Raw genomic sequence first — 25,817 nt, forward strand, 5'->3', positions numbered from 1 at the left:
CACTGCGTAGGTCAGGCTCACCGGAAGGTGTTGCAGATGGCTGCGCATCTTCCGGAAAACGACTACAACAACAGGAGCTGTACGCATGAACACATTCGGCAAAACCCTTCTCGCGTTGTCCCTAGCTGGGGCCGTAGTAAGTGCCGCACACGCGGATGACAAGGTCCTGCACGTTTACAACTGGTCCGACTACATCGCAGAAGACACCCTCGACAACTTCCAGAAAGAAACCGGCATCAAGGTCGTCTACGACGTCTTTGACAGCAACGAAACCCTGGAAGCCAAACTGCTGGCCGGCAGCTCCGGTTACGACATCGTGGTGCCGTCCAACCCGTTCCTGGCCAAGCAGATCAAGGCCGGTGTGTTCCAGAAGCTGGATAAATCCAAGCTGCCGAACTGGGAAAACCTCGACAAGAACCTGCTCAAGGCACTGGATCCAAGCGATCCGGGTAGCCAGTACTCGATTCCCTACATGTGGGGCACTATCGGTATCGGTTACAACGTCGACAAGGTCAAGGCCGCGCTGGGCGCCGATGCGCCAGTCAACTCCTGGGACCTGGTGTTCAAGCCAGAAAACATCGCCAAGCTGAAAGACTGCGGTGTGTCGTTCCTCGATTCGCCGACTGAAATCATCCCGGCCGCCCTTAACTACCTGGGCTTCAAGCCGGACAGCACCGATGCTGGCGAGCTGAAGAAAGCCGAAGAGCTGTTCCTTTCGATCCGTTCCTCGACCTCCTACTTCCACAGCTCCAAGTACATCGGCGACCTGGCCAACGGCAACATCTGCGTGGCCATCGGTTACTCGGGCGACCTGTACCAGTCCAAGTCCCGTGCTGAAGAAGCCAAGAACGGCGTGAACATCTCCTACAGCATCCCGAAAGAAGGTGCTGGCAGCTTCTTCGACATGATGGCCATCCCGGCTGATGCGAAAAACGTCGAAGCCGCTCACGTGTTCCTCAACTACCTGATGAAGCCAGAGGTCATGGCCAACATCACCAACTTCGTACAGTTCCCTAACGGTAACGCCGCGGCCACCCCGCTGGTTGACGAAGTGCTGCGCAACGACCCGGGCATTTACCCGGACGCGGCCACCATGGCCAAGATCTACACCTTCCCGGATCTGCCAGCTAACGCGCAACGCGCGATGAACCGTAGCTGGACCAAGATCAAATCGGGTCAGTAATGCCATAGCCCTAACGGTGTGCGGCGGGTTGCTCCGCCGCATTCACCCACAACAATAAGGAAGCTCCTATGCGTCGTACTCCACTTCTGGCCGGCCTGCTGGCCGCCGCCGTCAGCGTCTCCGCCGTGCAAGCCGCCGAGCCTGTGGTCAATGTCTACAACTGGTCTGACTATATCGGCGAAACCACCCTGGCCGACTTCCGGAAGGCTACTGGCATCAAAGCCATGTACGACGTGTTCGACTCCAATGAAACCCTGGAAGGCAAACTGCTGGCGGGCCGTTCCGGCTACGACATCGTGGTGCCGTCCAACCATTTCCTCGGCAAGCAGATCAAGGCGGGCGCGTTCCAGAAGCTCGACCGCAGTCTGCTGCCGAACTGGCAGAATCTTGACCCGGTGCTGCTCAAGCAACTGGAAGTCAACGATCCCGGTAACCTGTATTCGGTGCCGTACTTGTGGGGCACCAACGGTATTGGCTACAACGTAGCCAAGATCAAGGAAGTGCTCGGTGTCGACGAGATCGACTCCTGGGCCATGATCTTCGAGCCGGAGAACCTGAAAAAGCTCAACGCCTGCGGCGTGGCGTTCATGGATTCTCCAGACGAGATGTTCCCTTCCGTACTCAATTACATGGGCCTCGACCCGCGCAGCACTGATCCAGAGGACTACAAGAAGGCCGAGGCCAAGCTGATGGCCGTGCGGCCTTACGTCACCTACTTCCATTCCTCGAAATACATCGGCGACCTGGCCAATGGCGACATCTGTGTAGCGTTCGGCTACTCCGGCGACGTATTCCAGGCTGCCGCACGCGCCGAGGAAGCGGGTAAGGGCATCGAGATTGCCTACAGCATTCCCAAGGAAGGCGCCAACCTGTGGTTCGACATGATGGCCATCCCGGCCGACGCGAAGAACGTCAAGGAAGCGCACGCCTTTATCAACTACCTGCTCGACCCCGCGGTGATCGCCACGGTCAGCGACTATGTCGGCTATGCCAACCCAAACCCCAAGGCCGGCGAGCTGATGGACCAGGAAGTGCGTAACGATCCTTCGGTTTATCCATCACAGGCCGTGCTGGACAAACTCTACATCTCCACTGAACTGCCGCCGAAGATCCAGCGTGCCATGACGCGCTCGTGGTCGAAGATCAAGTCAGGTCAGTAAGCGGAAACTGAAAGACCCCGTACGCCAGGCCCGGCCTGAGCGTACGGCCCGCTGCGCCAAGCGCGGCAGATTATATTCGGGTCAGTGACCCAATTTTTGCGGGAGTTTTGGTAATGGCAGTTGCTTCCAGTGCCTATAAAAAGGTTCTCGAGGGTGATCAGCAACCGAAAGAGGTGCTGGTCAAGATCGAGCGTGTGACCAAGAAGTTCGACGAAACCATCGCGGTTGATGACGTTTCGCTGACCATCAACAAGGGTGAAATATTCGCCCTGCTCGGTGGCTCCGGCTCGGGTAAATCGACTCTGCTGCGCATGCTCGCCGGCTTCGAACGTCCGACCGAAGGGCGCATTCTGCTCGACGGCGAAGACATCACCGACCTGCCGCCCTACGAGCGGCCGATCAACATGATGTTCCAGTCCTACGCACTGTTCCCGCACATGAGCGTGGCTGACAACATCGCCTTCGGCCTCAAGCAGGACAAACTGCCGAAAGCCGAAATCGACGCCCGCGTCGAAGAAATGCTCAAGCTGGTGCACATGACCCAGTACGCCAAGCGCAAGCCGCACCAGCTCTCTGGTGGTCAGCGTCAGCGTGTGGCCCTGGCTCGCTCGTTGGCCAAACGGCCGAAACTGCTGCTGCTCGACGAACCCATGGGTGCTCTGGACAAGAAGCTGCGTTCGCAGATGCAGCTTGAGCTTGTCGAGATCATCGAACGCGTCGGCGTGACCTGCGTGATGGTGACCCACGACCAGGAAGAGGCCATGACTATGGCCCAGCGCATCGCCATCATGCACCTGGGCTGGATCGCCCAGATCGGCAGCCCGGTGGACATCTACGAAACCCCGACCAGCCGTCTGGTCTGCGAATTTATCGGCAACGTCAACCTGTTCGAAGGCCAGGTGGTCGAGGACATGGAAGGCCATGCGCTGATCGCCAGCCCGGATCTGGAACGCAATATCTACGTCGGCCACGGCGTCAGCACCTCGGTGCAGGACAAGAGCATCACCTACGCCATCCGCCCGGAAAAACTGCTGGTCACCACCGAGCAGCCAACCTGCGAACACAACTGGTCGCGCGGCACCGTGCACGACATCGCCTACCTCGGTGGCCACTCGGTATTCCACGTGCTGCTGCCAAGCGGCAAGGTGGTTCAGTCCTTTGTTGCCAACGCCGAACGGCGTGGCGCACGACCTACCTGGGACGACGAAGTGTTCGTCTGGTGGGAGGACGATAGCGGGGTGGCATTGCGCTCATGAACATTATCCGAAGCATCAGCCGCCGCATGCCCACGGGCCGGCACCTGGTTATCGGGGTGCCGTTTCTCTGGTTGTTCCTGTTCTTTATGTTGCCGTTCTTCATTGTTTTGAAGATCAGCTTCGCCGAAGCCGACGTGGCCATCCCGCCGTACACCGACGTGTACACCTGGGTGGAAAACAAATTCACCCTGGTGCTCAACCTGGGTAACTACATCTTCCTCAGTGAGGATGCGCTGTACCTGGCGGCCTATATGGGCTCGCTGAAGATGGCCACGATCAGCACTTTGCTTTGTCTGGTTATCGGCTTCCCGATGGCCTATGCCATCGCCCGTGCCGACAAGGACAAGCAGATGGTGCTGTTGCTGCTGATCATGATGCCGACCTGGACGGCGATCCTGATCCGCGTGTATGCCTGGATGGGCATCCTCAGCAACAACGGCCTGCTCAATGGCTTCCTCATGTGGCTGGGGCTGATCAACGAGCCGCTGCAGATCCTCAACACCAACCTGGCGGTGTACATCGGTATCGTCTATTCGTACCTGCCATTTATGATCCTGCCGCTGTTCGCCAACCTGGTTAAACACGACCAGAGCCTGCTGGAAGCGGCTGCGGACCTGGGTTCGAGCACCTACAACAGCTTCTGGAAAATCACCGTGCCGCTGGCCAAGAACGGCATCATCGCCGGCTGCATGCTGGTATTTATCCCGGTGGTCGGTGAGTTCGTGATTCCTGAACTGCTCGGCGGCCCGGAGACCCTGATGATCGGCAAGGTGCTGTGGCAGGAGTTCTTCAACAACCGCGACTGGCCTGTTGCCTCTGCTCTGGCTGTGGTGATGCTGGCGATCCTGATCGTCCCCATCATTCTGTTTAACCGCAACCAAGCGAAAGAGATGGAGGGTCGACCATGAAGCGTTTCAGTTTCTCCAACTTTATGTTGTGGGCCGGCCTGGTCTTTATCTATATGCCGATGCTGATCCTGGTGCTCTACTCGTTCAACGCCTCGCGGCTGGTAACGGTATGGGGCGGCTGGTCGGTCAAGTGGTACGTCGGCCTGCTCGACAATACCCAGCTGATGAACTCGGTAATGCGCTCGCTGGAAATCGCCTGCTACACCGCGATTGCCGCCGTAGCGTTGGGCACCATGGCCGCCTTCGTGCTGACCCGCGTTACGCGCTTTAAGGGTCGCACGCTGTTCGGTGGCCTGGTCACCGCGCCGCTGGTCATGCCTGAGGTGATCACCGGTCTGTCGCTGTTGCTGCTGTTCGTGGCCATGGCCCAGCTGATCGGCTGGCCTGCCGAGCGTGGTGTGCTGACCATCTGGATCGCCCACACCACCTTCTGTTCTGCCTATGTGGCAGTGGTGGTGTCGTCGCGCTTGCGTGAGCTGGACCTGTCCATCGAAGAAGCGGCCATGGACCTGGGTGCCAAACCGTGGAAGGTGTTCTTCCTGATCACCATCCCGATGATTGCGCCTTCGCTGGCGGCCGGCGGCATGATGTCCTTCGCCCTGTCGCTGGACGATCTGGTACTCGCCAGCTTCGTTTCCGGGCCGGGTTCGACCACCCTGCCGATGGAAGTCTTCTCTGCCGTGCGTCTGGGCGTGAAGCCGGAAATCAACGCCGTGGCCAGCCTGATCCTGTTGGCGGTGTCCTTCGCCACCTTCCTGGTGTGGTTCTTCGCCCACCGCGCCGAAGAGAAGCGCAAGAAGGCCCTGCAGCAGGCCATGGATGAAACCACCGGTGCCGCGCTGATGAACGGCCCCGACAGCCGTCGTGACCCATCCCAGGTGCATGCCTGATCGCACCTCGCCGTAACCCACAAGGGCCGCATTAGCGGCCCTTGTGCATTCTGCGCAACCAGCACGTCCGCCGTTCCTTTCGCCCGCTACCAGTACTGGCCAGTCAGCCCGGCCAATGTTGCGCCGCCCGCTGATCTTGGTTACAACCTCAGCTATCAGCCGTCCGGATTGCCTGCCATGACCGACTCGAACAGCGCCGACAGCGCGGTGTACAAGACCCTGCTGGAGTCGACCAAGGCCATTCCCTGGAAGATCGACTGGGCGAGCATGACCTTCGCCTATATCGGCCCGCAGATCGAAACCCTGCTCGGTTGGCCACAGGCCAGCTGGGTTAGCGCCAACGACTGGGCCGAGCGCATGCACCCCGAAGACCGCGATACGGTGGTGGCCTTCTGCGTGTCGCAGTCCCAGGCCGGTACTGACCATGAAGCCGACTACCGCGCCCTGACCCGCGATGGCGATTACGTGTGGATTCGCGATGTGGTGCATGTGCTGCGTAACGAGGCTGGCGAGGTCGAGTCGCTGATCGGCTTTATGTTCGATATCAGCGAGCGTAAACAGACCGAGCAGCAACTGCTGCAATTGCAGCAACAGCTCGAAGAACTGTCCTACCTCGACGGCCTCACCGGCGTGGCCAACCGGCGCATGTTCGACAGCCGCCTGCAGGTGGAATGGAGCAACGCCCAACGTACCGGCCAGCCGCTGTCACTGATTCTGCTGGATATCGACTACTTCAAGGAATACAACGACCACTACGGTCATATCCAGGGCGACGACTGCCTGAAAAGCGTCGGCAAAGCCTTGAGCGGCGCCGCCGTGCGCCCGCGTGATCTGATGGCCCGCTATGGTGGCGAAGAGTTTGTCCTGCTGCTGCCGGAAACCGATGCCCAGGCCGCCGCGCAGGTCGCTGAGCGCTGCCGCCAGCTGATTCGAGAGCAGAACATCCAGCACGCCCATTCTCAGGTCAGCCCGCTGCTGACCTTAAGCCTCGGCGTCGGCACCCTGACCCCCGGCCCGCTTGACCAGCCCCAGGCCTTTCTCGAAACCGTGGATCGTTTGCTCTACCAAGCCAAACACCAGGGCCGCAATTGTGCGGTGTTGGCCGCAGTGCCCTAGCGCTATGCGCAGGGCACGACCTGCGCAACATGGGTCGGGGTGGCGTTGCGCATTAGAGGGAAGATGAACTTGCCGAAGTAGTTCGCGGCGTTGCTTGTTATCTGGATGCAGGTTTCACTTTCCGGCGGCAACTCCGCCTGCAGGGTATAAGCCGGGCTACCCCATGACGACACCGCAAAGGTATGGCTACCGGAGGTAACCTCAAAGGTCACCGTGCGGCTTATCTTCATCTGCGACAGCAGCACTTTGTCGTTATCGCTGAAATCGAAGCCGCTCTCGCCCAGCTTCGCCTTGTCTTTGGCAATCACCATAATTGTCGCCGTGCCGCCTGCCTCAACGGCCTGGGTAACTGGTTCGGTTTTGCGTGCGCTGTCACTTTGGCAGCCCGCCAATAGCAGCAGGCTGGTGCTCAGAAGCATCTTGATGTTCATGCATTCATCCATGAATAGGTCGTAACGAATAAGGGTTAGTGGTTTTATCTGGGGCACTGCAAGCCGGCTCCGATGAGCACGGTCAGGCGTGCAATTAGGCGCTCTAGCGCTTGATACGTAACGCCAGCAGGAAGATCAGCGTGGCGCTGATTACCACGATATCCATGATGATCGTTGCAGCGGCCTTGCTCAGAAACGCCTGGCCATAAATCAGCACCAGGGTTACGAAAATCGCCTTGCTTGATGCCGCTATGGCCGCGCAGAAGGCGCGGTGTTTTTCGTTCAGTGCGCCATAAATCAGTATCACGCCCATCAGGCCAACCAGTGCTGACCAGCTGCGAATCACGAGGGATTCCAGCTGGCCGGAGAACGTCGTTCCAAACATCGATTCAAGCGCAGCCTGCGGCGCGAACAGGCCGTAGAACATGGTTGCGGTGAGCACGCCGGACACCAGCATTAGCCATTTGAAGTTGCCTAATACAAAGTTCATACGTTCCCTCGTGTGTGTGGTGATTGGGTGTGCGTGGTGTTCAAACCGATACAGCGGCCACTTTGGCCCGCGCCGCGTGCAGCTTCTTGTAGCTCTCAATCAAGCGCAGATGGCGGTCCAACCCTTCGAGCTGCATGTTGGTCGGCGTCAGGCCGAAGAAGCGCACGCTGCCGTCCAGCGAGCCCAGCACCGCATCCATCCGCTCATTGCCGAACATACGGCGGAAGTTGGGCTCGAAGTCGGCCATCTCCAGCTCATCGTCCAGCTGCACTTCCAGCGCTGCGTTCAACGCCTGATAGAACAGGCCGCGCTCGACGGTGTTGTCGTTGTACTGCAGGAAGGCCTCTGTCAGTTCCTTGGCGTCGTCGTACTTCTTCAGCGCCAGGTGGATCAGCAGTTTCAGCTCAAGAATCGTCAGCTGGCCCCACACCGTGTTGTCGTCGAATTCGACGCCGATCAGCGTGGTGATATCGGTGTAATCGTCGACATCGCTGTTCTCCAGATTGCGCAGCAGGGATTTCAGGCCGCGATCATTCAGGCTGTGCAGGTTGAGGATGTCCGCGCGGAACAGCAGCGCCTTGTTGGTGTTGTCCCAGATCAGATCCTCGACCGGATAAATTTCGGAGTAACCCGGCACTAGGATGCGGCAGGCCGTGGCGCCCAGGTGCTCATACACCGCCATATAGGCCTCTTTGCCCATGGCTTCGAGAATGCCGAACAGGGTCGCGGCCTCCTCGGTGTTGGCGTGCTCGCCCTGGCTGGAGAAGTCCCACTCGACGAATTTGTGATCCGCCTTGGCGCTGAAGAAACGCCACGACACCACGCCGCTGGAGTCGATGAAATGCTCGACGAAGTTGTTCGGCTCCATCAGCGCCTGGCTTTCAAAGGTCGGCGGCGGCAGATCATTCAGGCCCTCGAAGCTGCGACCCTGCAGCAGTTCAGTCAGGCTGCGCTCCAGCGCCACCTCGAAGCTTGGGTGGGCGCCGAACGAGGCGAACACGCCGCCGGTGCGCGGGTTCATCAGGGTTACGCACATCACCGGGAATTCGCCGCCCAGGGATGCGTCCTTGACCAGCACCGGGAAACCCTGGGCTTCCAGGCCCTGAATACCGGCGAGGATGGCCGGGTACTTGGCCAGCACTTCCTGCGGCACGTCCGGCAGGCACAGTTCGCCTTCGAGAATTTCGCGTTTGACCGCGCGCTCGAAGATTTCCGACAGGCACTGCACCTGGGCTTCGGCCAGGGTGTTGCCGGCGCTCATGCCGTTGCTGAGATAAAGGTTTTCGATCAGGTTGGAAGGGAAGTACACCACCTCACCATCAGACTGACGCACAAAGGGCAGCGAGCAGATGCCGCGCAGGGTGTTGCCGGAGTTGGTGTCGTACAGGTGCGAGCCGCGCAGCTCATCGTCCGGGTTGTAAATCGCCAGGCAGTAGTCGTCGAGAATCTCTGCCGGCAGCGCATCCTTGGGCCCCGGTTTAAACCAGCGCTCGTCCGGGTAATGCACAAACGCTGCACCCGCGATCTCCTCGCCCCAGAACTGATCGTTGTAGAAGAAATTGCAGTTCAGCCGCTCGATAAACTCGCCCAGCGCCGACGCCAGCGCGCCTTCCTTGGTCGCGCCCTTGCCGTTGGTAAAGCACATCGGCGAGTGCGCATCGCGGATATGCAGCGACCACACGTTGGGCACGATATTGCGCCATGAGGCGATCTCAATCTTCATGCCGAGCTTGGCCATGATTCCCGACATATTGGCGATGGTTTCTTCCAGCGGCAGGTCCTTGCCGAGGATGCGCGTGCCTTCGCCAGCAGTCAGCGCCGGAATCAGCAGCGCCTGGGCATCGGCGTCGAGGTTTTCCACTTCCTCGATCACGAACTCCGGCCCGGCCTGCACCACCTTCTTCACCGTGCAGCGGTCGATGGAACGCAGAATGCCCAGGCGATCCCTCTCGGAGATATCCGCCGGCAGTTCGACCTGAATCTTGAAGATCTGCTGGTAGCGGTTTTCCGGGTCAACGATGTTGTTCTGCGACAGGCGAATGTTGTCGGTGGGGATGTTGCGCGTGTCGCAATACAGCTTCACAAAGTAAGCCGCGCACAGCGCCGAGGAGGCCAGAAAGTAATCAAACGGCCCCGGCGCCGAGCCATCGCCCTTGTAGCGGATGGGCTGGTCAGCCACCACCGTGAAGTCATCGAACTTTGCTTCAAGTCGGAGGTTGTCGAGAAACTTGACCTTGATTTCCATGCGGGATTACCAGAATACGGGCTAAACGAATGGCGGCCATTATCCGGGTTTTCGGCGGGAAGTCTTGCGCGGTGCGGGTTAGCTCTGACGAGCGAGCAAGAGCGATTGCAGTAACTCCGGTAGCCACTCAGGTTTCAAGAGTGACGGCGGCGCTTGCTGCAGCTGCGCCAGATCCCACCATTGCCACTGCTGAATCGTGCTCTGTTCTTCCTCCGTCCAGTCGGCGGCAAACACCGTCGTATTGGCCGGGCACTCCACCAGAAAGTACTGCTCAAGCCATCTGGCCGGCACCGAGCGCGCTACGGCATAGACCTCATCGCGCTCTTTCAACAGCGCACCGATTTCCAGCCTCAGCCCGGTTTCCTCATACAACTCGCGAGTGGCTGCAGTCCGGTAATCCTCACCCGCCTTCAACTCGCCGCCAGCGGTCGCCCAGAAGGGTGCTTGATGCTCGTCCTTGTAGTTAAAAAGCAGCAGCCGACCATCGCCGTCGACAATTATTAAGCGTGCGGATTTTCTGACGTCCATGCTTGTCTCGGATTTATTGAAGATGGATGGGGCGGTATATAGACGGCCCGTCAGCCTACGCGCCCAGTAGTGGCAAGTGTTTCAGACTCTGATACTTCAACGCCAGCAGCAGGCAATGCCTTAGCGGCACCTGCTCAATATCCGTATCCAGAGGGATCACAACGGCTCTATTGCCCTCATATCCGAACTCGTCACGGTAGATTTCCTTGAAGGTGGCGACCAGGCGCGTCTGGCAGTGGAAAAACACCCTGATTGCACTCGGCTCTTTGGCTTTCCAGTCGATACGAATCGGTGAACCACCCTTGATCGAATAACTGGCCTCGCCCCACTTAAGTGTTTCTTCGATATCGCCCAGTTTATGTTCAGCCGCAATGGCCAGAATCAGCGCGCGTACGCGCTCAAGCTGCTGCTTAGCCTCTTTGGGGCAGCTAGCAAACTTGCTCTGAATATCTGGATTCATAGGCTTTCACCCACTCATATCATTCGCACTGCTGCAACTGCAGCAGCACGATGCCGACCGGCCCATCGGCAGCCTCGATCAGAGTAGCCAAGGTCTACGCCTGCGTCTTGGGCAGCGTCGCAGTGGGAATAGCGTCAACATCAGTGATTACTTGGCGCTGCGGTACGTAATCAAGCAGCAGGTCTGTTTCCTTTTTCACCACCGAGTAGCACTCGCAACTCAGCGCCTCAAGTTTTGGCCGATCCAGTACCTTGATCAATCCGCGCGCATAGGAAATTACCCCGAGATGCTGCAATTTCAACGCGGCCTGGGTAACGCCTTCGCGGCGAACGCCGAGCATGTTGCCAATAAATTCCTGGGTCATGGTCAAGTGGTTGTGTGACAGGCGATCCATGGAAAGCAGCAGCCAGCGACAGAGCTGCTGGTCGATCGAGTGATGCCGGTTGCAGACGGCAGTCTGCGAGACCTGCGTAATCAGCGCCTGGGTATAACGCAGCATAAGCATTAACAGCTGGCCGTGGCGGTTGAACTCCTCTTTCACCCGCAGCCGGGGGAGCCGATAGGCGTAACCGGCGCTTTGTACCAGCGAGCGGCTCGGTGTGCTTTCCCCACCCATCAGCAAACTGATGCCGAGCAACCCCTCGTTGCCCACCACAAGGATCGCGGTCGAGGCGCCGTTTTCCATCATGTACTGCAGCGAGACGATGGCATCAGTAGGGAAGTAAACGTGACGCATCGGGCGCCGAGACTCATACAGCAACGCGCGTAACGGCAATGGCACCAGCTCTAGGTGCGGGAACAAACGGGTTTGCACCTCGGGCGACAAGGCGGCCAGAAGATGATTCTGCTGCGGCTCGGGCTGGGGTTTAGCGGACATTTAGCTGCTCTTGGCACTGAATCGTTAGAGATACTCGCTCAAAGCGCTTGGAGCATACGTGCTGTCCAGTACGAATTCGGTGCAGAACCCCACATAGGCTTGGGCTCTGAGCGTTCGCAGGAAACGAGTCCCTGCATAACCTTAGCGGCCCAATCTAGGGAGTGTTTAACGACTTCTTATGCCGCACCTGAAGTCGTTAAAAATTCAGCAATGCCAATGTAGAGCAACCCAAACAGCGGGATATTTGACAGCACAAAAAGCACAAATCTGAGCTCAATTTTGTTTATCAACACCTGGATAAGGCTATGCACTACTCGCAATAAGACATACGTCCAAGCAAAGTAAAAACTTGCTGCCGTATCAACGCCCATCAATGCAAGCGTCAGCACAAGGGCATAGAAAAGCGTCGGCTGTTCCAGCAAATGATTGTAATTGTCCGCTTTCCAGCGCACGTGCGCAGGCAACAAAGCCATCTGCTCGCCGCGCGGCGCGTTGGGGTCAAGCTTAATGCGCGCGGCGCGCACGGCAGGCAAGCGAGTGGCATACATCCACACCCACATCACCATCGACCATGCAATCAACGCGAGCACTGGGCCAAGAAGTTGCACTGATATCGTCATAAATAATCTCCAGGTTTTATAGTTGTCTAGGGATACACGATGTTGGATTAGGAACGGGCTTTAGCCCGTCCCAGTGAGCGAAACGAGCGGTTTGAACCCGTTTTTAGAGGGGGCTTTGCATTGAACTTAATAACCATAGTAATTCATATCGGCCGTGAAGGATTTTGTGAGTCGTTCTCGACAGCCAGACTCGCTTGCACTTTCCCACTCGCCACCATATGTCTCGCTCATTGAAAGACAGAATGTGCGCCTGAATTCTTCCCAGTGCACTTTTGCTTCTTTCAGGTTTTTAAGGGCTTCTTTTCCATCCGGACTAGGCTCCTGCTCGGCCTCCTTCAGTAATTGAGAGAATTTCACACTCATGGCGTGCTCATTCTCTTTCCAGCGCTCAAGGCTGTTTTCAGCGTATTCAGTCTGCGATAAAGCAAAAGCTGAACCAGACGCGAGAAATATAAGCACACCAATTACTTTTTCTGTGCGAGTCCATGCCATAGCTAATAGCACCCTGTAACGTTTGGTAAAGAGGCGGGCTTTAGCCCGTCCTAGTGAACGAAGCGAACGATTTAAACCAGTTGTTAGCTTACGTGAACACATTACTCATTTCAGTTTCGAGTAGTTCTTTAGCGCCATTTTCAATGAGTGCACCGTGTGCAGCAATAATGGCGTCAAAGTCGAGAGCTAAAAGCGCCTCAAAATCTTTTTTAAGTGTTTTACCCTTGGCTGTTACACGCTTCAACCATGGGCCGCCTATGTTTAGACCTGGTTTGAAGCCGAGTAGCTTGAAAGCAAATTTTGTAAACCACGAAAAATAGTTCCAGTCAGAATGATATTGAATGCTGTCGGTGGTTATTAATAGTTTGTGCTCTTTAATGAGCAGTGCTGCTTCCGGAAAAATGGCAGATTCAAAAATGAAAAATTCGGAATTTTTGATAGGTCCCGTAGTGCTTACGCTGATAGTTTTTGTTGGGTTTGGCGATTTATATGTTTCTTGGCCTGACTGAGTCCAGAACTCACATTTATATCTGTTTAGGTAAAATTCATCGTCAAGGCCATGAAAGTCACCCAGTCTAATTAGTTTGCTCACCTTGCCAAGGAGGTCCAAAGCAGCAAGGCCTTCCTCGTTCATTCGGACCGGGTTTATTAATATTATTTCTGGGCCGCTTTGTAGAATGATCATGTTTCTGTTCATTCTCATTCCGGGCCCCATCTTAATGCTGCCACGCAGCAAAAATACGCCTGGGTATAAGTTCTGGATTTGGTCGTGTGGATATGCTGGCGGATACATTACTCTTCCTTAAGTAAGCTAACTACTAATTATGCAGCATGCCCAGATTTGGATCTCGCGCATCCATATCTGACCATCAGCTATTGATGGTCCGTTCTTGCCCAGCTTGAGGTTTTTTACAACGTCCATATCGTGCCCGCTGGGTGGCAGTGTCCTGCCGGCAGTCTGCCGGTATCAGGTGGGCGGCTCAAGATGGGGTGCGCGCGAGGGGCGTTGCGCCCCTCGCGCCATTTTCCGATTAGTCGGGCGGGTTATTTAGACTCTGCAGCAACCGGTAATAAAACCCGCTGGCGTTGACCAACGTTTCCATACCCACTCGCTCATTGGTGCCGTGCATGCGCGGCAGGTCTTCGCGTTCCATCAGCAGGGGGCTGAAGCGGAAGATGTTGTCGGTCAAGGGCTCGTAGTAGCGCGAGTCGGTGCCGCCAACGGTGAGGTTGGGGCTGACCAGGGTGTTGCTGAAGCTCTGCCGGATGACTTCGGCGAAGGTTTTGTAGGCTGCGCCGTTGACGTCGGAGACTGCCGAGGGCTCGCGGCCGGCAGGCATGACTTTGACCTGGATCTGCTCGTCCGCCACGGCGTTGCGCACGTGTTCGGCAACGCTGGCGATGCTGTCGCGTGGGTGGATGCGCAGGTTTAGGGTGGCGCGGGCGCTGGGCGGCAGGACGTTTTCCTTGATGCCGGCGCGTAGCAGGGTTGGTGACAACGAGGTTTGCAGCTGCGCGGCACCGGCCGGCGAGGCGGCCAGCTGTTGTTCCACCAATGGGCCGAACAGCCAGAGGTTGGCGAAGATCAATCGATAACCGAAGGATTGTGCCGGGGTAAAGCTGGCCAGCAGGTCGCCGGTGGGGCCGTCGAAGCCGCGCTGGAAGGGCGCATCGCCTACCCGTTGCAGGGCCTGGCTCAGGCGACCGATGGCGGTTTTATCGAAGGCCGGCGGCTGTGAGGAATGGCCGCCCTGGGCGTTGGCTTGCAGGGTCAGGCTGACGTAGCCCTTTTCCGCGATGCCGACCACGGCTACATCCTGGCTGACGCCGGGGATTTGTCCGCGCACCACAAAGCCGCCTTCATCGCTGACCCAGGCCAGGCGTCTGCCTTGCTCCTGTAATTGCGCGGCGATACGCCGGTTGCCTTGGTGGCCGCCAATCTCTTCATCGTGACCGAAGGCTAGCAGCACATCGCGTTGCGGCTGGAAGCCCTGGGCGATCAGGGTTTCCACCGCTTCGAGAATCGCCACCATCGAGCCTTTGCTGTCGATGGCGCCGCGCCCCCAGACAAAGCCATCGGCAATCGCCCCGGAGAACGGCGGGTGGGTCCACAGCTCTTCGGTGCCGGGCGCGACGGGCACTACATCCTGGTGCGCCATCAGCAGTGCGGCGGGCAACTGGCTGTCTTTGCCCGGCCAGCGCAGCAGGATGCTCGGGCTGCCGGTGGCTAATTGCTCGGTGGTTGCCGTCAGGCGCGGGTAGCGCTGCGTCAGCCAGTCACGCAGGCCGGCAAAGGCTGCATCACTGGCGGCCTGTTGGCTGGCCGGGGTGCCGACTTGATGCGACAGGGTTGGCAGGCGAATGGCTGCGGCCAGGCTTTCGGCGGCGCGTTGGGCATCCAGCCCCTCAGGCAGGCTGACCGGCGCGCTATTGAACGCGGCGGGCGGCAGCAGCAATGTGCGGCCGATGACTACGGCAATCAGGCCGAGCAGGGCGATCAATACCACCAATAACAGGCGTTTCATGGCAGGCTCCTGCGCGCTTAGGGACGAAGAATCAGCTGGCTGCGGCTATTGGCCTTGATCGCCTCTGCATCCAGGTGCATCGGCACGTACTCGCCGCGCATATAGGCTTCGGCCTGGTCCTTGTAGTGCTTATCGAACAGCACGCCACTCTGCCCGACCGGGTTGATACCAAGCGCGGTGCTGGCGTCGGCCATATCGATCAGCCGGCGGGTCGAGGGGCCGTAGACCACTGACCAGGGCGCGGGGCCGACCGGTTGCGACAGGTTGTTCGGCGTTTCATGGCCACCCGGTGCGGCGAATGGGCCGACGTTGAACAGCTTATCCAGCGGCTGCTGTTGGCCCAGCGGGTGGCTGTGGGTGAGGGTATGCGCGCTGCCCCAGGTCCACTGAGTGGTGTCGTCACCCAGAGTGCTGCGCAGATGGGCAAGGCTGGCCTGCCAGGCGGCCTTGACGGTATCGGCGCGGCTTTCCACGGCATCGCTACCGCGCTTGTCCCACCAGGGTGAGTTGGCATCGGCGGCCAAGCGCGGCAGGGCGCTGTCGAGTACGCGGGTTTGCAGCAGGTTGGTGAAGAAGGCTTCACCCAGCTCGTCGGCCATGGCCGCAAACGTCAGCTGATAGACCAGCTGGTTGAACAGTGTGGCGGCGGTGGCGTCGAGAGTATGTTGGCCATCCCAGCTCAACAGTTGCTCGACTAGGGCTTGCTCCTCGGCATCACCCGCTGCTGCTCGCAGGTCGGCGGCCAGCGGAGCGAGCAGGCGCTGCGGGTAGCCGGTGCCGGGTTCCAGTTGCAGCGCCTGGCTGTTGTTCAAGTCCCACTTCACGCTGTTGTCGCTGAGGCGTTCATTCAAGCGCTGACCGCGGTCGGCGAGGTTGTAGTAGCCGGGTATTTCCATGCCGGTCGGCGACACAGGCTGGTAGTTGGCGGAGAGGATATAGCCGCGCGCCGGGTTCTCTTCCTGCGGGTTGGCGCTGAACGGGAAGTAGCCGTCTTTTTCCGCCTCGCCACTGGCGCCGTCGAGGATAAAGCTCGGGTTGACCCCGGCCGGGCGGCGCGGCAGTTTCGCCGCCGCCCACCAGCCGATATCGCCCGTGGCATTGGCCCACACCACGTTCAGCCCCGGCGCCTCGATATGCTCGACGGCGGCGCGGGCCTGGTCCAGGCTGGCGGCGCGGTTGAGCTGGTAGAAACCATCGAGGATCGGGTTCTCGGTTTCGAGAAACGCCCACCACATGGCAATCGGCGTGCTGCCGACCGTTTCACCGAGGGCGCTGTTGATCAGCGGGCCATGGGGCGAGCGGCGGATGGTCAGGCTGACCGGCGCGGCGTCCTTGACGCTGATCTGCTCGACGCGGCTTTGCAGCTCGACCCACTGGCCGCGATACCAGACCTGGTTGGGGTTGGCCGGGTTGGTTTTCTCGGCGATCAGGTCGAGGTCGTCGTTCTGGAACATGGTCAGGCTCCAGGCGAACGCTTGGTTATGCCCAAGCGATGCCACCGGGTTGAGCGCCTGGTGATGGCCATACAGGCTGAAACCGGGGTAGCTCAGGTTGGCCTCGTACCACACCGACGGCACGGCGAAGCGGATATGCGGGTCGCCGGCCAGCAGCGGTTTGCCGCTGGCAGTGCGGCTGCCGGATACCGCCCAGGCATTGCTGCCCTCGAACTGCGGCAGGCCGGCGTTGAGCAGCGCGGCGTGGCTCAGCTCGGCGATGGCATTGAGGTCCTGCCAGTCGCCGGCGGCGAGGTTCTGCCCGACCACGCCTTGCGGGTGCCAGTCGAAGTCGAAGGCCTTGAGGTAGTCGGCGCCTAGCTGGTCGCGGATATGCGTCAGCACCGGCTCGGTGCGAAACGCCGCGGCGAAGCTGTAGGCCATATAGCCGGCGACGCTGAGGGTATCGGCCGCAGTGAAGGGGCGCTTCTCGATGCCCAGCACATCGAACTCCACCGGTGCCGGCCGGCTGGCCTGGTACTGGTTGATGCCATCCAGATAGGCCTGCAGCGCCTTGCTCGCCGGGGTGTTCATGTCCATCTTCGCCGCGTAGTGGTCGGCGTGCTCGCGAATGCCCAAGGTGCGGAACAGGCGGTCGGTGTCGACCAGCTTGCTGCCGAGAATCTCCGCCAATTCGCCACGGGCCAGGCGTCGCAGGATTTCCATCTGGAATAGGCGGTCCTGAGCGTGTACATAACCCAGCGCGCGGTACATATCGGCCTCGTTCTGCGCCTGGATATGCGGCACGCCGCGCTCGTCGTAATCCACCGTGACCGGCGCCTGCAGTGAACTCAGGCTCAGCTCGCCCGAGCGTTGCGGCTGCTTGCTGTCGAGGTACCAATAAGCGCCGGCGGCAGTGGCGGCGACTATTACGGCAAGGACGGTCAGGGTGCGTTTCATGAGTTTTCCTTGTTATAGGTTTACGCACATTGTGCGGGCTGGCCACGGCGCAGGCATTGACCAAATGCAGCTGAAGTGAAAGTCTTTGGTCAATCAAAGGAAGGTGTATGAATCAGGATCCGCATAACAGCATCGCCAGCGCGCTGACCCATTCCTCGACCCTGCGCCGCCTGCTCTACGAGGCTTTGGCTGATCTAGGGCTCGACCCGACTGACACCTATCGCCAGGCCTACCAGGGCGTGGTGCTGGCGCCGCCGCTGCTCAATGCCCGTGAGGACCACGACAATGCGCCGCGTTTCTGGCAGGCGCTGGCGGGCATCAGTGGTGATGCCGATATCGGCCTGCACCTGGGTGAAACCATGCAGCCACGGCCCATGGATGTGGTGGGTTATCTGCTGCTGGCTAGCCGCGATCTGGGACAGGCGCTGGAGGGCTTTGTGCGCTTTCAACATATCCTTTCCGGTGGCTTTGCCGCGCGCCTGGAGCTGGACGACGAGCAGGTGCGGCTGATCTTCGACCTCAACTACCGTGGCGTCGGCTCGCTGCGCCAGCAGATGGAGTGTTTGGCGCTGCTGTTGCAGAAGATGCTCGCCAGCATCAACAACGACGGCAGTTTCCGGCTGTCGGGGCTGGACTTTCGTCACCCCGCACCGCGTCGCCTGAGCGAGCATCGACGCTTGTTCGGCCTGCTGCCGCAGTTTTCACAGGCGCATGACGCGCTGATCTTCCCGCGTGCCTGGCTTGGTCGGCCATCGCGCAGCGCCAACCCACGGCTGTTCGAGGTGCTCTGGGCGCAGGCAGAAGTTGAGTTGGCGGAACTGGAGGAAAACCAGTTGCTCAATCGCGTGCGCTACTGGCTGGAAGTCAATATTGGCGTGCAGCTGTGCGATCTGCCGCGCTGCGCCAAGGTCCTTGGTTACAGCGTCGGCGGCCTGCAACGAGCGTTGGCCGAACAACAGCAGAGCTTTCGCCAGCTGCACGATGAGGTTCGCCGCCTACGCGCCCAGACCCTGCTCGACAGCGGTCTGGCGATCCGCGAAGTGGCCCGCGCCTGTGGCTTTGCCGAGCTTTCGCCGTTCTATCGTGCGTTCAAACGCTGGCAGGGCGAGACGCCACAGGGCTTTCGCCGACAGTCGGGTGCGGGAATAACAGCGTCAGACTGATCTAGCCTTTCTACACAGGCCTGAGGTAGTGGTTATGTGGCGAATGATGGCGAGTGGAGTGTTGGCGCTGCTGGCGATGCCCTGCCTGGCGGCGCCTCCGGTGCAGATCTGTCTGGGTGACAGCAACGAGTGGCCACCCTACACCTATTGGCAGCGCACCTATGGCGAGGTGGACCGCAGCCGTCTGACTGGGTCGGCCAGCACCCTGGTGCTGGAGATTCTGCAGCGTTTGCAGCTGCCCTATGAAGTGCACTACATGCCCTGGGCGCGGGTGCAGCAGGAGCTGGCAGACTTTGCTGAAAAGGGCCGCTGCGAGCTGACCTGGGATGCCAGCTACAACGCCGAGCGTGCGGCCTATGCGCATTACAGTGCGCGCCTCTACGAAACGCGCCTTGGGCTGTTCTATTCCGCTCAGCGCTTTGCCGAAGTGCCGTTGCCCGCCTTGTTGCAGAACCTGCAGCCCTATCGGGTGTGCGGGGTGATTGGCTACAACTATCAGCCGTTTGGCCTGGGGGAGCCGATCAAGCGCTTCCCCGGCATTCAGCAGAACCTGGATATGCTGCAGCGTCAGCGCTGCGACTTCTTTCCCAGCGAGATTGAGCCGTTATATGGCGGCCTGGCGCTGGGCATCTATCAAGGCCATGAGCAGTTGCGGCATGTGCCACTGGTCGCCAGTAAGGAGTTCTTTCTGCTGGTCAGCAAGGGCTCAGCGCGGGGTGAAAGTTTGGTCACGCAGTTTGATCAGCAGCTTAAACAGCTGCAGGCCAGCGGCGAGGCGCAGCAGATCTTTCAGCGCTTTACGCCGGACGGCCTGAAGTAGTCAGTTGCTCTGCCAGTCGCAGAAACAGCCCACCGCCAGGGTGTTGCTGGCGTTGACCGGGCGCTTTTCAATTAGCGCATCGAGAATCGGCTCGATAAAGCTGTTGCTGGAGGTGCACACGGCGCCTTCGCTGTAGGGGCCAAAGTAGGCCAGTTGGCCATTGCGGTCCCAGATCGCCACGGCGGGACTGGCGGGGATCTGCGTACTGCCTGGCAGTTCAGCCAACGGTTGTAGGGCGCTGAGGGTGCTGGGCAGTTGCCCTTTGCTGCCAGGTTTTTGTACGGCATAAAAGCTCACGCCCTGGGGGGCAAAGCGTTCGATAAGTTCGGCCAGGTGCTGCTGGTTGCCGACATTGCACGGGCAGGCCGGGTCCCAGAAGTGCACCAGGCGGATCGGCCCTGTGCCGGCCAGCTCATCCGGCAGGCGCAGCTGTTCGCCGTAGAACAGCGCGGTCTGCTCGCTGAAACTGCGCAGGTAGCGCGCTTCGTACCACCAGTAGGCGGCGAGCATGGCGGCGGCCCAGAGCAGAATCAGCAGGCTGGCGAGTAGGGTCTTGCGCGTGGGTCGAGTCATGAGCAGCCTTCGGCAAACAGGCGCGCAGCTTGCCATGACTGGCGCGACAGCTGAATATCCGCATCCTGATTGCATTGGCCTGGATGGCCTTTGACCACCCCGCATGATTGATGGAAGCCCTATGCCAGAGCCGTTTCAGCCGGATAACCTGATTGCCAGTCTGCGACCCTTGGCCGCAGCCGCGCCGCTGTCGCTGGCCGAACAGGGCTATCGGCAGTTCTATGGCTTTAGCGATGGCTTGGCGCAGCACAGTCGCCTGGGCGTGGTGCAAGCCGCCGGCTACCAGATTGCCCTGCAGGCCTGGTGGCCTGAGCAGCCGCGCGCCACTCTGGTGCTGCTGCACGGTTATTACGACCACAGCGGCCTCTACCGCCATGTGATCGAGTGGGCGCTGGGCATGGGCTTTGCGGTGCTGAGTTTTGATCTGCCGGGGCATGGCCTGTCCAGCGGGGCGCGCGCCAGCATCGGGGATTTTGCCGAGTACCAGACGGTGCTGCAGGCGGTGCTGGTTGAAGCCGCCGCGCTAGAGCTGCCGCAGCCCTGGCATCTGTGCGGGCAGAGTACCGGCGGTGCGATCCTGATTGATTACCTGTTGACCGGCGCGCCGTTGGCGCAGATTGGCGAAACCATTCTGCTGGCGCCGCTGGTGCGCCCCCGTGCCTGGGTTTGGTCGCAGCTCAGTTACCGGGTGATGCGCAATTTTGTCAGCGAGATTCCCCGGCGCTTCAGCGTCAACTCCAGCGACGCGGCGTTTATCGACTTCGTCCATCACCAGGACCCACTGCAGCCGCGCAATCTACCGACCGCCTGGGTCGGTGCGCTTAGCCAGTGGGTGCCGCGTATCGAGGCGGCGCCGCGCAGTACGCGCAGCCCGTTGATTATTCAGGGTGAGGCAGATATGACCGTGGCCTGGCAGCACAACCTTCAGGTGCTGCAGGACAAATTTGCCGCGCCGCAGATTTTGCGTTTGCCCGAAGCGCGACATCATCTGGCCAATGAAGCGCCGGCCTTGCGCCAGCGTTACTTCGAGTTTCTTAGCCAGCGTTTGAGCTAATCAGATACCGCGCGGTGCCGGGGCCAGCGCTGCGCTGCTCTGGCCAACCGCCAGGCCGCTGCGGATGGCGGCTAGTGCGGCCTGGTAGTAGCTCTTGCCGCTTTCGGACTGAGCAAAACTGACAAATTCTTCCAGCTCCGGATCGCTCAGCTCGCGGTAGACGTGCAGCAGGGTGTTATCCAGATCCGCACCAATCTGCTCCATCAGGCGCTGGCGCTGGCCATTGAGCATGGCTTGTGCGTTGTCGCCCCCGAGCAGGCCGGGGAGCATCTGGCTCAGGCTGTCCGCAGCCACACCAGCCAGCGCCAGGCTGACTTCCGCACCGGCTTCCTTGGCTGGCAGGGCCTGGGCCAGGTGGCGAATCAACAGGCGGCGGGTGGCGCTGGCTTCACTGCGCGGCAGGCCGTTGGCGTAGCGCGCCAGTTGATCGCTGCGGGTGGCTAGCAGTTCGGCGTCGACAATCTTGCGCCCCAGTGGCGACTGGAAGAATTGCAAAGCGCTGCCCGGGTTGCCGAGGCTGTCACGCAGGCCCTGCTGGGCGCGCTGATCCACCGCGGCGGCGGCGAAGCGCTGGTTGCTGTTATTCACCAGCGCCTGGTGCACCGCCGGCGGCAGACTGCTGCGGTAGCGTTCCTGGGCGGCCTGCAGGGCATCGCTGAAGTGCATGCGCTGCTGCGGCCAGCCGGCCGCCTGATACAGCTGCAGGTAATCGTCCGCCAGGGCGGGCAGGCTGAGCAGCAGGGTCAGTACAACGGAAAGGGCGCGCATTAAGGACTCCATTCAGGGGCGGCTATTTTCTGCGGCATGCTGACGCTTGTCGAGGCTCGGCGTGGCTGTGAATCAAACGCCGACAGGCTGGTAGAATCGCCGGCATGACGACCGATACCCACACCGCGCTCCTGACCCGCATCGTTGACGACCTGGCCGAACAGGGTTGGTCGCTGCAGCCGCAGTTTATTGCCCCATCTCTGACCCTCGAATTGGCCGAAGAGTGCCGTAAACGTGCCGCACAAGGTGCGTTGGCACCCGCCGGCATTGGCCGTGGCGCGCAGCAGCAGATCCGCGAAGGGGTGCGCGGCGATCATATCCAATGGCTGGAAGTCGGTCAGACTCCAGCGTGCGATCAATATCTGCAGGCGTTTGATGAGCTGCGGGTGGCGCTGAACCAGGGCTTGTACCTGGGGCTGGAGGATTTCGAGGGGCACTTCGCCCTGTATCCGCCGGGGGCGTTCTACCAGAAGCACGTGGACCGCTTTCGCGATGATGATCGCCGCGCGGTGTCGGCGGTGTTCTACCTCAACGAGGATTGGCAGGCCGAGCAGGGCGGCGCGCTACGCCTGTATCTGCCGAACGGCGAAACCCGCGATGTATTGCCCCAGGCGGGCAGCCTGCTGCTGTTTCTCTCCGCCGATATGCCCCACGAAGTGCTGCCGGCGACGCGCGAACGGCTGTCGTTGACCGGCTGGTTTCGCCGGCGGGGTAATGGACCGTTGTAGCCGTACTTAGTGGCCCCAGACCTTGAAGGTCCCGCGTAGATCGGTGATATCGCGCATCTCGATACTGCCCAGGCGGCTTTCGCCGACGTACATATCGGCCGCTACCCGTACGCGGATGCGCTGCGCCGGGATGCCGCTGGCCACCAGCTGATCATTGATGGTGGTGAGGTCGGGCAGGGTCAGCTGCAGCTGCTGTTTGCCACTGCCGTTGGTGACGATATCGATCTTCAGGGTGGGCAGGTTGACGCCGAATATCGGCAAAGTCAGGCCCAGTTGCGCGGCGCCGAAGGCAAAGCTGCCGCCGGAGCCATTCGGGCAGCTGGCTGGCGTGGTGCAGCCGTTATCGATCTTTACGTTGCGCAGCGAGGCGTTGCCGCCGTCATCCGTCCAGCGCACCTGGCTGATGGTCGCCAGCACATCCGCACGGATGCTGATGCCCGCCTGGCCGCTGATCTCGCTCAGGCTCTGGTTATCCATCGGCAGCAGGGCGGCCTGGCTCGGCAGAGCGTAGGCCGCAAGGCTGGTAGCGAGTGATAGGGCGACGGTGCGAAGTGGGCGATACATGGAGGCGTCCTCGACTAGAGTGCCGAGAGTCTGTGCCTGGCCTGGCGCGCGCGCCATCGGGCCGGGGTGCTTCCCGCCGAAGGATAGGCCGGCGTTGCGCGCGAATGGCGCTGCCTGCGTGATGTGCTTGGCAATCTGCCCGGCAGCCCGTCCCTTTGATCGGCGGCCAGCAAGCGCAGTAACCTGGCGGTGTTACGGCGGGTGACTAATGAGAGTGAGCGATGCAGAAGATTCTGGTGAGCCGTTGTCTGTTGGGCCAGCGCGTACGCTACGACGGCGGTGCCCATGGCCCGTTTACCCTGCTTGAGCGCTGGCAGCAGGAGGGCCGTATTGTGCCGCTGTGTCCGGAAGTCGCAGGTGGCCTGCCGACCCCGCGTGCGCCAGCGGAAATTGCCGGCGGTCAAGGCGCGCAGGTACTCGATGGGCATTTGCCGGTGCTGACCGTGGACGGTGAGGATGTCACTGCCGCTTTTGTCGAGGGTGCCGAGCAGGCCTTGGCGCTGGTGGCGCAGCATGGCATTCGCCTGGCGCTGCTTAAGGCGCGTAGCCCGTCGTGCGGCAATCTGGAGGCCTACGATGGCACCTTCAGCGGTGTGCGTGTGCCTGGCGAAGGGGTGACTGCCGCCTTGTTACGACGCGCAGGTGTGCAAGTGTTCAGCGAGGAGCAACTCGAGCAGGCGCTGCTGGCGCTGGCTGAACTGGAGGCCAGCGAGGGAACGTCTGCAGGTGTCTAGAGTCCACCTCTTCTCTGCCGCGTATCAAGGAATCGACATGAATAGACGTCTGACTTCATTTGCTCTGAGTGCTGCCCTGCTTTGCGGGATCTTTACCTCGGCCTGGGCCGAGATGCCGCGCACAGCGGCACCGGACGGCGCTGCCGTGTATTTTATCGAGCCCCGGGACGGCGCTACGCTGGAGCAGACCTTCACCGTCAAGTTCGGGCTCAAGGGCATGGGCGTGGCACCTGCCGGCGTCGCCGTGCAGAACACCGGGCACCACCACCTGCTGGTGGATGTGAGCACGCTGCCGGCCATGAACGCGCCTTTGCCGATGAGTGATCAGGTGCGTCACTTCGGCGCGGGGCAGACGGAGGCCGAGCTGAGCCTGGCACCGGGTACCCACACCCTGCAGTTGCTGCTGGGTGATCAGAACCATGTGCCGCACGAGCCGCCAGTGCTCTCGGAGAGGATCACCGTAACGGTGAAGTGAGCGTCCAGCGCTAAAAGCGGGTGCAACAAAAAAAGGGAGGCCGAAGCCTCCCTTTTTCGTTGTCGCAGTACTTAGAACAGTACGCGGCTACGGATGGTGCCTTTAACGTGCTGCAGCTTCTCCAGCGCCAGATCGGAGTAATCGGCGTCGACGTCGATTACCACGTAGCCGACCTTGTCGTTGGTCTGCAAGAACTGGCCGGAGATGTTGATGCCGTTTTCGGCGAACACGTTGTTGATCTCGCTCATCACGCCCGGGATGTTGGCGTGGATGTGCAGCAGACGGTGCTTGCCCGGGTGCGCCGGCAGGGCCACTTCGGGGAAGTTGACCGAAGACACCGAGGTACCGTTGTCGCTGTACTTGACCAGCTTCTCGGCCACTTCCAGACCGATATTGGCCTGAGCTTCGGCGGTCGAACCGCCGATATGCGGAGTCAGGATCACGCGGTCCAGGCCGCGCAGCGGGCTTTCGAACTCTTCGTCGTTGGACTTCGGTTCAACCGGGAACACGTCGATGGCTGCGCCGATCAGGTGTTCGTCCTTGATCGCGGCGGCCAGGTGATCCAGCTCGACCACGGTGCCGCGTGCGGCGTTGATCAGGATGCCGCCCTTTTTCATCGCGCGGATTTCCTTTTCGCCGATCATCCACTGGGTGGATGGCAGCTCAGGCACGTGCAGCGACACGATGTCGCACATGCCCAGCAGGTCGTGCAGCTTGGCGATCTGGGTGGCGTTGCCCAGCGGCAGTTTGGTCACGGTGTCGTAGAAGAACACCTGCATGCCCATGGCTTCGGCGAGTACCGAGAGCTGGGTGCCGATCGAGCCGTAACCGACGATACCCAGCTTTTTGCCACGGATTTCGAAGGAATTGGCCGCCGATTTGATCCAGCCGCCACGGTGGCAGGAGGCGTTCTTCTCGGGGATGCCGCGCAGCAGCAGGATGGCCTGGGCCAGTACCAGTTCGGCCACGGAGCGGGTGTTCGAATACGGCGCGTTGAACACGGCGATACCGCGCTCGCGGGCGGCGTCGAGGTCAACCTGGTTGGTGCCGATGCAGAAGCAGCCTACAGCTACCAGGCGCTTGGCGCAGTCGAAGACTTCGGCAGTCAGCTGGGTGCGCGAGCGGATACCGATAAAGTGCGCGTCGGCGATCTTTTCTTTCAGCTCGTCGTCGGAGAGTGCGCCCTTGAGGTACTCGATGTTGGTGTAACCAGCGGCCTTCAGGGTGTCCACTGCATTCTGGTGGACGCCTTCAAGAAGAAGGAACTTGATCTTGCTCTTGTCGAGAGAGGTCTTGCTCATCGGAGTACCTGTTGTCCCACAAATGGTGTCAGGGAAGGGTCAGCGACGGTGCTGACCGCACCC

Annotated in this window: 27 protein-coding genes; 12 read left to right on the forward strand and 15 right to left on the reverse strand. The window is 60.3% G+C overall.

Features of this window, described 5'->3' with window-relative positions; genetic code table 11:
• Window positions 1–85: 85 nt before the first annotated feature.
• The 6 genes from ACQ4LH_RS01630 (at window position 86) to ACQ4LH_RS01655 (ending at window position 6,513) form a co-directional block, all read left to right on the forward strand.
• Window positions 86–1,183: an extracellular solute-binding protein gene (locus ACQ4LH_RS01630; protein ID WP_430695625.1), complete on the forward strand. Its 1,098-nt coding sequence runs from the start codon at window positions 86–88 to the stop codon at window positions 1,181–1,183.
• Window positions 1,184–1,251: 68 nt separating this feature from the next.
• Window positions 1,252–2,343, forward strand: a complete 1,092-nt coding sequence (locus ACQ4LH_RS01635) for a polyamine ABC transporter substrate-binding protein (RefSeq protein WP_430695627.1) — start codon at window positions 1,252–1,254, stop codon at window positions 2,341–2,343.
• Between the two features lie 113 nt (window positions 2,344–2,456).
• The gene (gene potA, locus ACQ4LH_RS01640; RefSeq protein WP_430695629.1) at window positions 2,457–3,599 is read left to right on the forward strand and encodes a polyamine ABC transporter ATP-binding protein; all 1,143 of its coding nucleotides are present in this window, start codon (window positions 2,457–2,459) and stop codon (window positions 3,597–3,599) included.
• A 26-nt stretch (window positions 3,600–3,625) separates the two neighbouring features.
• Entirely contained in the window at window positions 3,626–4,507 is an 882-nt protein-coding gene (locus ACQ4LH_RS01645; protein WP_275961549.1) for an ABC transporter permease subunit, read from the forward strand.
• A complete protein-coding gene (locus ACQ4LH_RS01650) occupies window positions 4,504–5,397 on the forward strand; it encodes an ABC transporter permease subunit (RefSeq protein ID WP_430695631.1) in 894 nt (297 codons plus the stop codon). Before ACQ4LH_RS01645 ends, ACQ4LH_RS01650 begins: the two co-directional genes overlap by 4 nt.
• 177 nt (window positions 5,398–5,574) lie before the next feature.
• On the forward strand, window positions 5,575–6,513 hold the full coding sequence (locus ACQ4LH_RS01655) for a sensor domain-containing diguanylate cyclase (RefSeq protein ID WP_430695633.1): 939 nt from the start codon (window positions 5,575–5,577) through the stop codon (window positions 6,511–6,513).
• 2 nt (window positions 6,514–6,515) lie between these two features.
• Here ACQ4LH_RS01655 and ACQ4LH_RS01660 read toward each other — a convergent pair whose 3' ends face one another.
• The 11 genes from ACQ4LH_RS01660 to ACQ4LH_RS01710 form a co-directional block, all read right to left on the reverse strand.
• Complete coding sequence (locus ACQ4LH_RS01660) at window positions 6,516–6,944, reverse strand: hypothetical protein (RefSeq protein ID WP_430695635.1); 429 nt, start codon at window positions 6,942–6,944, stop codon at window positions 6,516–6,518.
• Window positions 6,945–7,047: 103 nt separating this feature from the next.
• Window positions 7,048–7,434, reverse strand: coding sequence for a hypothetical protein (locus ACQ4LH_RS01665; protein WP_430695636.1), 387 nt, complete (start codon window positions 7,432–7,434; stop codon window positions 7,048–7,050).
• Window positions 7,435–7,474: 40 nt separating this feature from the next.
• Entirely contained in the window at window positions 7,475–9,679 is a 2,205-nt protein-coding gene (locus tag ACQ4LH_RS01670; RefSeq protein ID WP_430695637.1) for an OsmC domain/YcaO domain-containing protein, read from the reverse strand.
• Window positions 9,680–9,757: 78 nt separating this feature from the next.
• Complete coding sequence (locus tag ACQ4LH_RS01675; protein WP_430695638.1) at window positions 9,758–10,207, reverse strand: NUDIX hydrolase; 450 nt, start codon at window positions 10,205–10,207, stop codon at window positions 9,758–9,760.
• A gap of 55 nt (window positions 10,208–10,262) precedes the next feature.
• Window positions 10,263–10,667 carry a DUF1801 domain-containing protein gene (locus ACQ4LH_RS01680; RefSeq protein ID WP_430695639.1) on the reverse strand — a complete coding sequence of 135 codons (405 nt, stop codon included), beginning with the start codon at window positions 10,665–10,667 and terminating at the stop codon, window positions 10,263–10,265.
• 94 nt (window positions 10,668–10,761) lie between these two features.
• Complete coding sequence (locus ACQ4LH_RS01685) at window positions 10,762–11,544, reverse strand: Crp/Fnr family transcriptional regulator (RefSeq protein WP_430695640.1); 783 nt, start codon at window positions 11,542–11,544, stop codon at window positions 10,762–10,764.
• Between the two features lie 176 nt (window positions 11,545–11,720).
• The gene (locus ACQ4LH_RS01690; protein WP_430695641.1) at window positions 11,721–12,164 is read right to left on the reverse strand and encodes an MAPEG family protein; all 444 of its coding nucleotides are present in this window, start codon (window positions 12,162–12,164) and stop codon (window positions 11,721–11,723) included.
• Between the two features lie 126 nt (window positions 12,165–12,290).
• Complete coding sequence (locus ACQ4LH_RS01695; protein ID WP_430695642.1) at window positions 12,291–12,656, reverse strand: lysozyme inhibitor LprI family protein; 366 nt, start codon at window positions 12,654–12,656, stop codon at window positions 12,291–12,293.
• Window positions 12,657–12,744: 88 nt separating this feature from the next.
• Window positions 12,745–13,341: a hypothetical protein gene (locus tag ACQ4LH_RS01700; RefSeq protein ID WP_430695643.1), complete on the reverse strand. Its 597-nt coding sequence runs from the start codon at window positions 13,339–13,341 to the stop codon at window positions 12,745–12,747.
• A gap of 346 nt (window positions 13,342–13,687) precedes the next feature.
• On the reverse strand, window positions 13,688–15,181 hold the full coding sequence (locus ACQ4LH_RS01705; RefSeq protein WP_430695644.1) for a M20 family peptidase: 1,494 nt from the start codon (window positions 15,179–15,181) through the stop codon (window positions 13,688–13,690).
• A 17-nt stretch (window positions 15,182–15,198) separates the two neighbouring features.
• A complete protein-coding gene (locus ACQ4LH_RS01710; RefSeq protein WP_430695645.1) occupies window positions 15,199–17,574 on the reverse strand; it encodes a penicillin acylase family protein in 2,376 nt (791 codons plus the stop codon).
• A gap of 107 nt (window positions 17,575–17,681) precedes the next feature.
• On the opposite strand from ACQ4LH_RS01710, the gene ACQ4LH_RS01715 reads away from it, so the two are divergent.
• Window positions 17,682–18,737, forward strand: coding sequence for an AraC family transcriptional regulator (locus ACQ4LH_RS01715; RefSeq protein ID WP_430695646.1), 1,056 nt, complete (start codon window positions 17,682–17,684; stop codon window positions 18,735–18,737).
• Between the two features lie 34 nt (window positions 18,738–18,771).
• Window positions 18,772–19,557 (forward strand): substrate-binding periplasmic protein, encoded by a 786-nt coding sequence (locus ACQ4LH_RS01720; protein WP_430695647.1) that lies wholly within the window; start codon window positions 18,772–18,774, stop codon window positions 19,555–19,557.
• Here the strand turns inward: ACQ4LH_RS01720 and ACQ4LH_RS01725 are convergent, their stop codons facing one another.
• Window positions 19,558–20,166, reverse strand: coding sequence for a DUF6436 domain-containing protein (locus ACQ4LH_RS01725; protein ID WP_430695648.1), 609 nt, complete (start codon window positions 20,164–20,166; stop codon window positions 19,558–19,560).
• A gap of 85 nt (window positions 20,167–20,251) precedes the next feature.
• Here ACQ4LH_RS01725 and ACQ4LH_RS01730 point away from each other — a divergent pair, with 85 nt between their 5' ends.
• Window positions 20,252–21,184, forward strand: coding sequence for an alpha/beta hydrolase (locus ACQ4LH_RS01730; RefSeq protein ID WP_430695649.1), 933 nt, complete (start codon window positions 20,252–20,254; stop codon window positions 21,182–21,184).
• Here ACQ4LH_RS01730 and ACQ4LH_RS01735 read toward each other — a convergent pair whose 3' ends face one another.
• Window positions 21,185–21,952, reverse strand: coding sequence for a hypothetical protein (locus tag ACQ4LH_RS01735; RefSeq protein WP_430695650.1), 768 nt, complete (start codon window positions 21,950–21,952; stop codon window positions 21,185–21,187).
• Window positions 21,953–22,056: 104 nt separating this feature from the next.
• On the opposite strand from ACQ4LH_RS01735, the gene ACQ4LH_RS01740 reads away from it, so the two are divergent.
• Window positions 22,057–22,680 (forward strand): 2OG-Fe(II) oxygenase, encoded by a 624-nt coding sequence (locus tag ACQ4LH_RS01740; RefSeq protein WP_430695651.1) that lies wholly within the window; start codon window positions 22,057–22,059, stop codon window positions 22,678–22,680.
• Between the two features lie 6 nt (window positions 22,681–22,686).
• Here the strand turns inward: ACQ4LH_RS01740 and ACQ4LH_RS01745 are convergent, their stop codons facing one another.
• Complete coding sequence (locus ACQ4LH_RS01745) at window positions 22,687–23,244, reverse strand: DUF6160 family protein (protein WP_430695652.1); 558 nt, start codon at window positions 23,242–23,244, stop codon at window positions 22,687–22,689.
• A gap of 221 nt (window positions 23,245–23,465) precedes the next feature.
• Between ACQ4LH_RS01745 and ACQ4LH_RS01750 the strand changes: the two genes are divergently transcribed.
• Window positions 23,466–23,978 (forward strand): DUF523 domain-containing protein, encoded by a 513-nt coding sequence (locus ACQ4LH_RS01750; protein WP_430695653.1) that lies wholly within the window; start codon window positions 23,466–23,468, stop codon window positions 23,976–23,978.
• A gap of 37 nt (window positions 23,979–24,015) precedes the next feature.
• Complete coding sequence (locus tag ACQ4LH_RS01755; RefSeq protein ID WP_430695654.1) at window positions 24,016–24,453, forward strand: DUF4399 domain-containing protein; 438 nt, start codon at window positions 24,016–24,018, stop codon at window positions 24,451–24,453.
• A 71-nt stretch (window positions 24,454–24,524) separates the two neighbouring features.
• On the opposite strand, the gene serA is transcribed toward ACQ4LH_RS01755, so the two are convergent.
• Window positions 24,525–25,754 (reverse strand): phosphoglycerate dehydrogenase, encoded by a 1,230-nt coding sequence (serA, locus tag ACQ4LH_RS01760; protein ID WP_167146271.1) that lies wholly within the window; start codon window positions 25,752–25,754, stop codon window positions 24,525–24,527.
• Window positions 25,755–25,817: the final 63 nt, after the last annotated feature.

Source organism: Pseudomonas peli (assembly GCF_050563605.1).
GTDB classification, from domain to species: domain Bacteria; phylum Pseudomonadota; class Gammaproteobacteria; order Pseudomonadales; family Pseudomonadaceae; genus Aquipseudomonas; species Aquipseudomonas peli_A.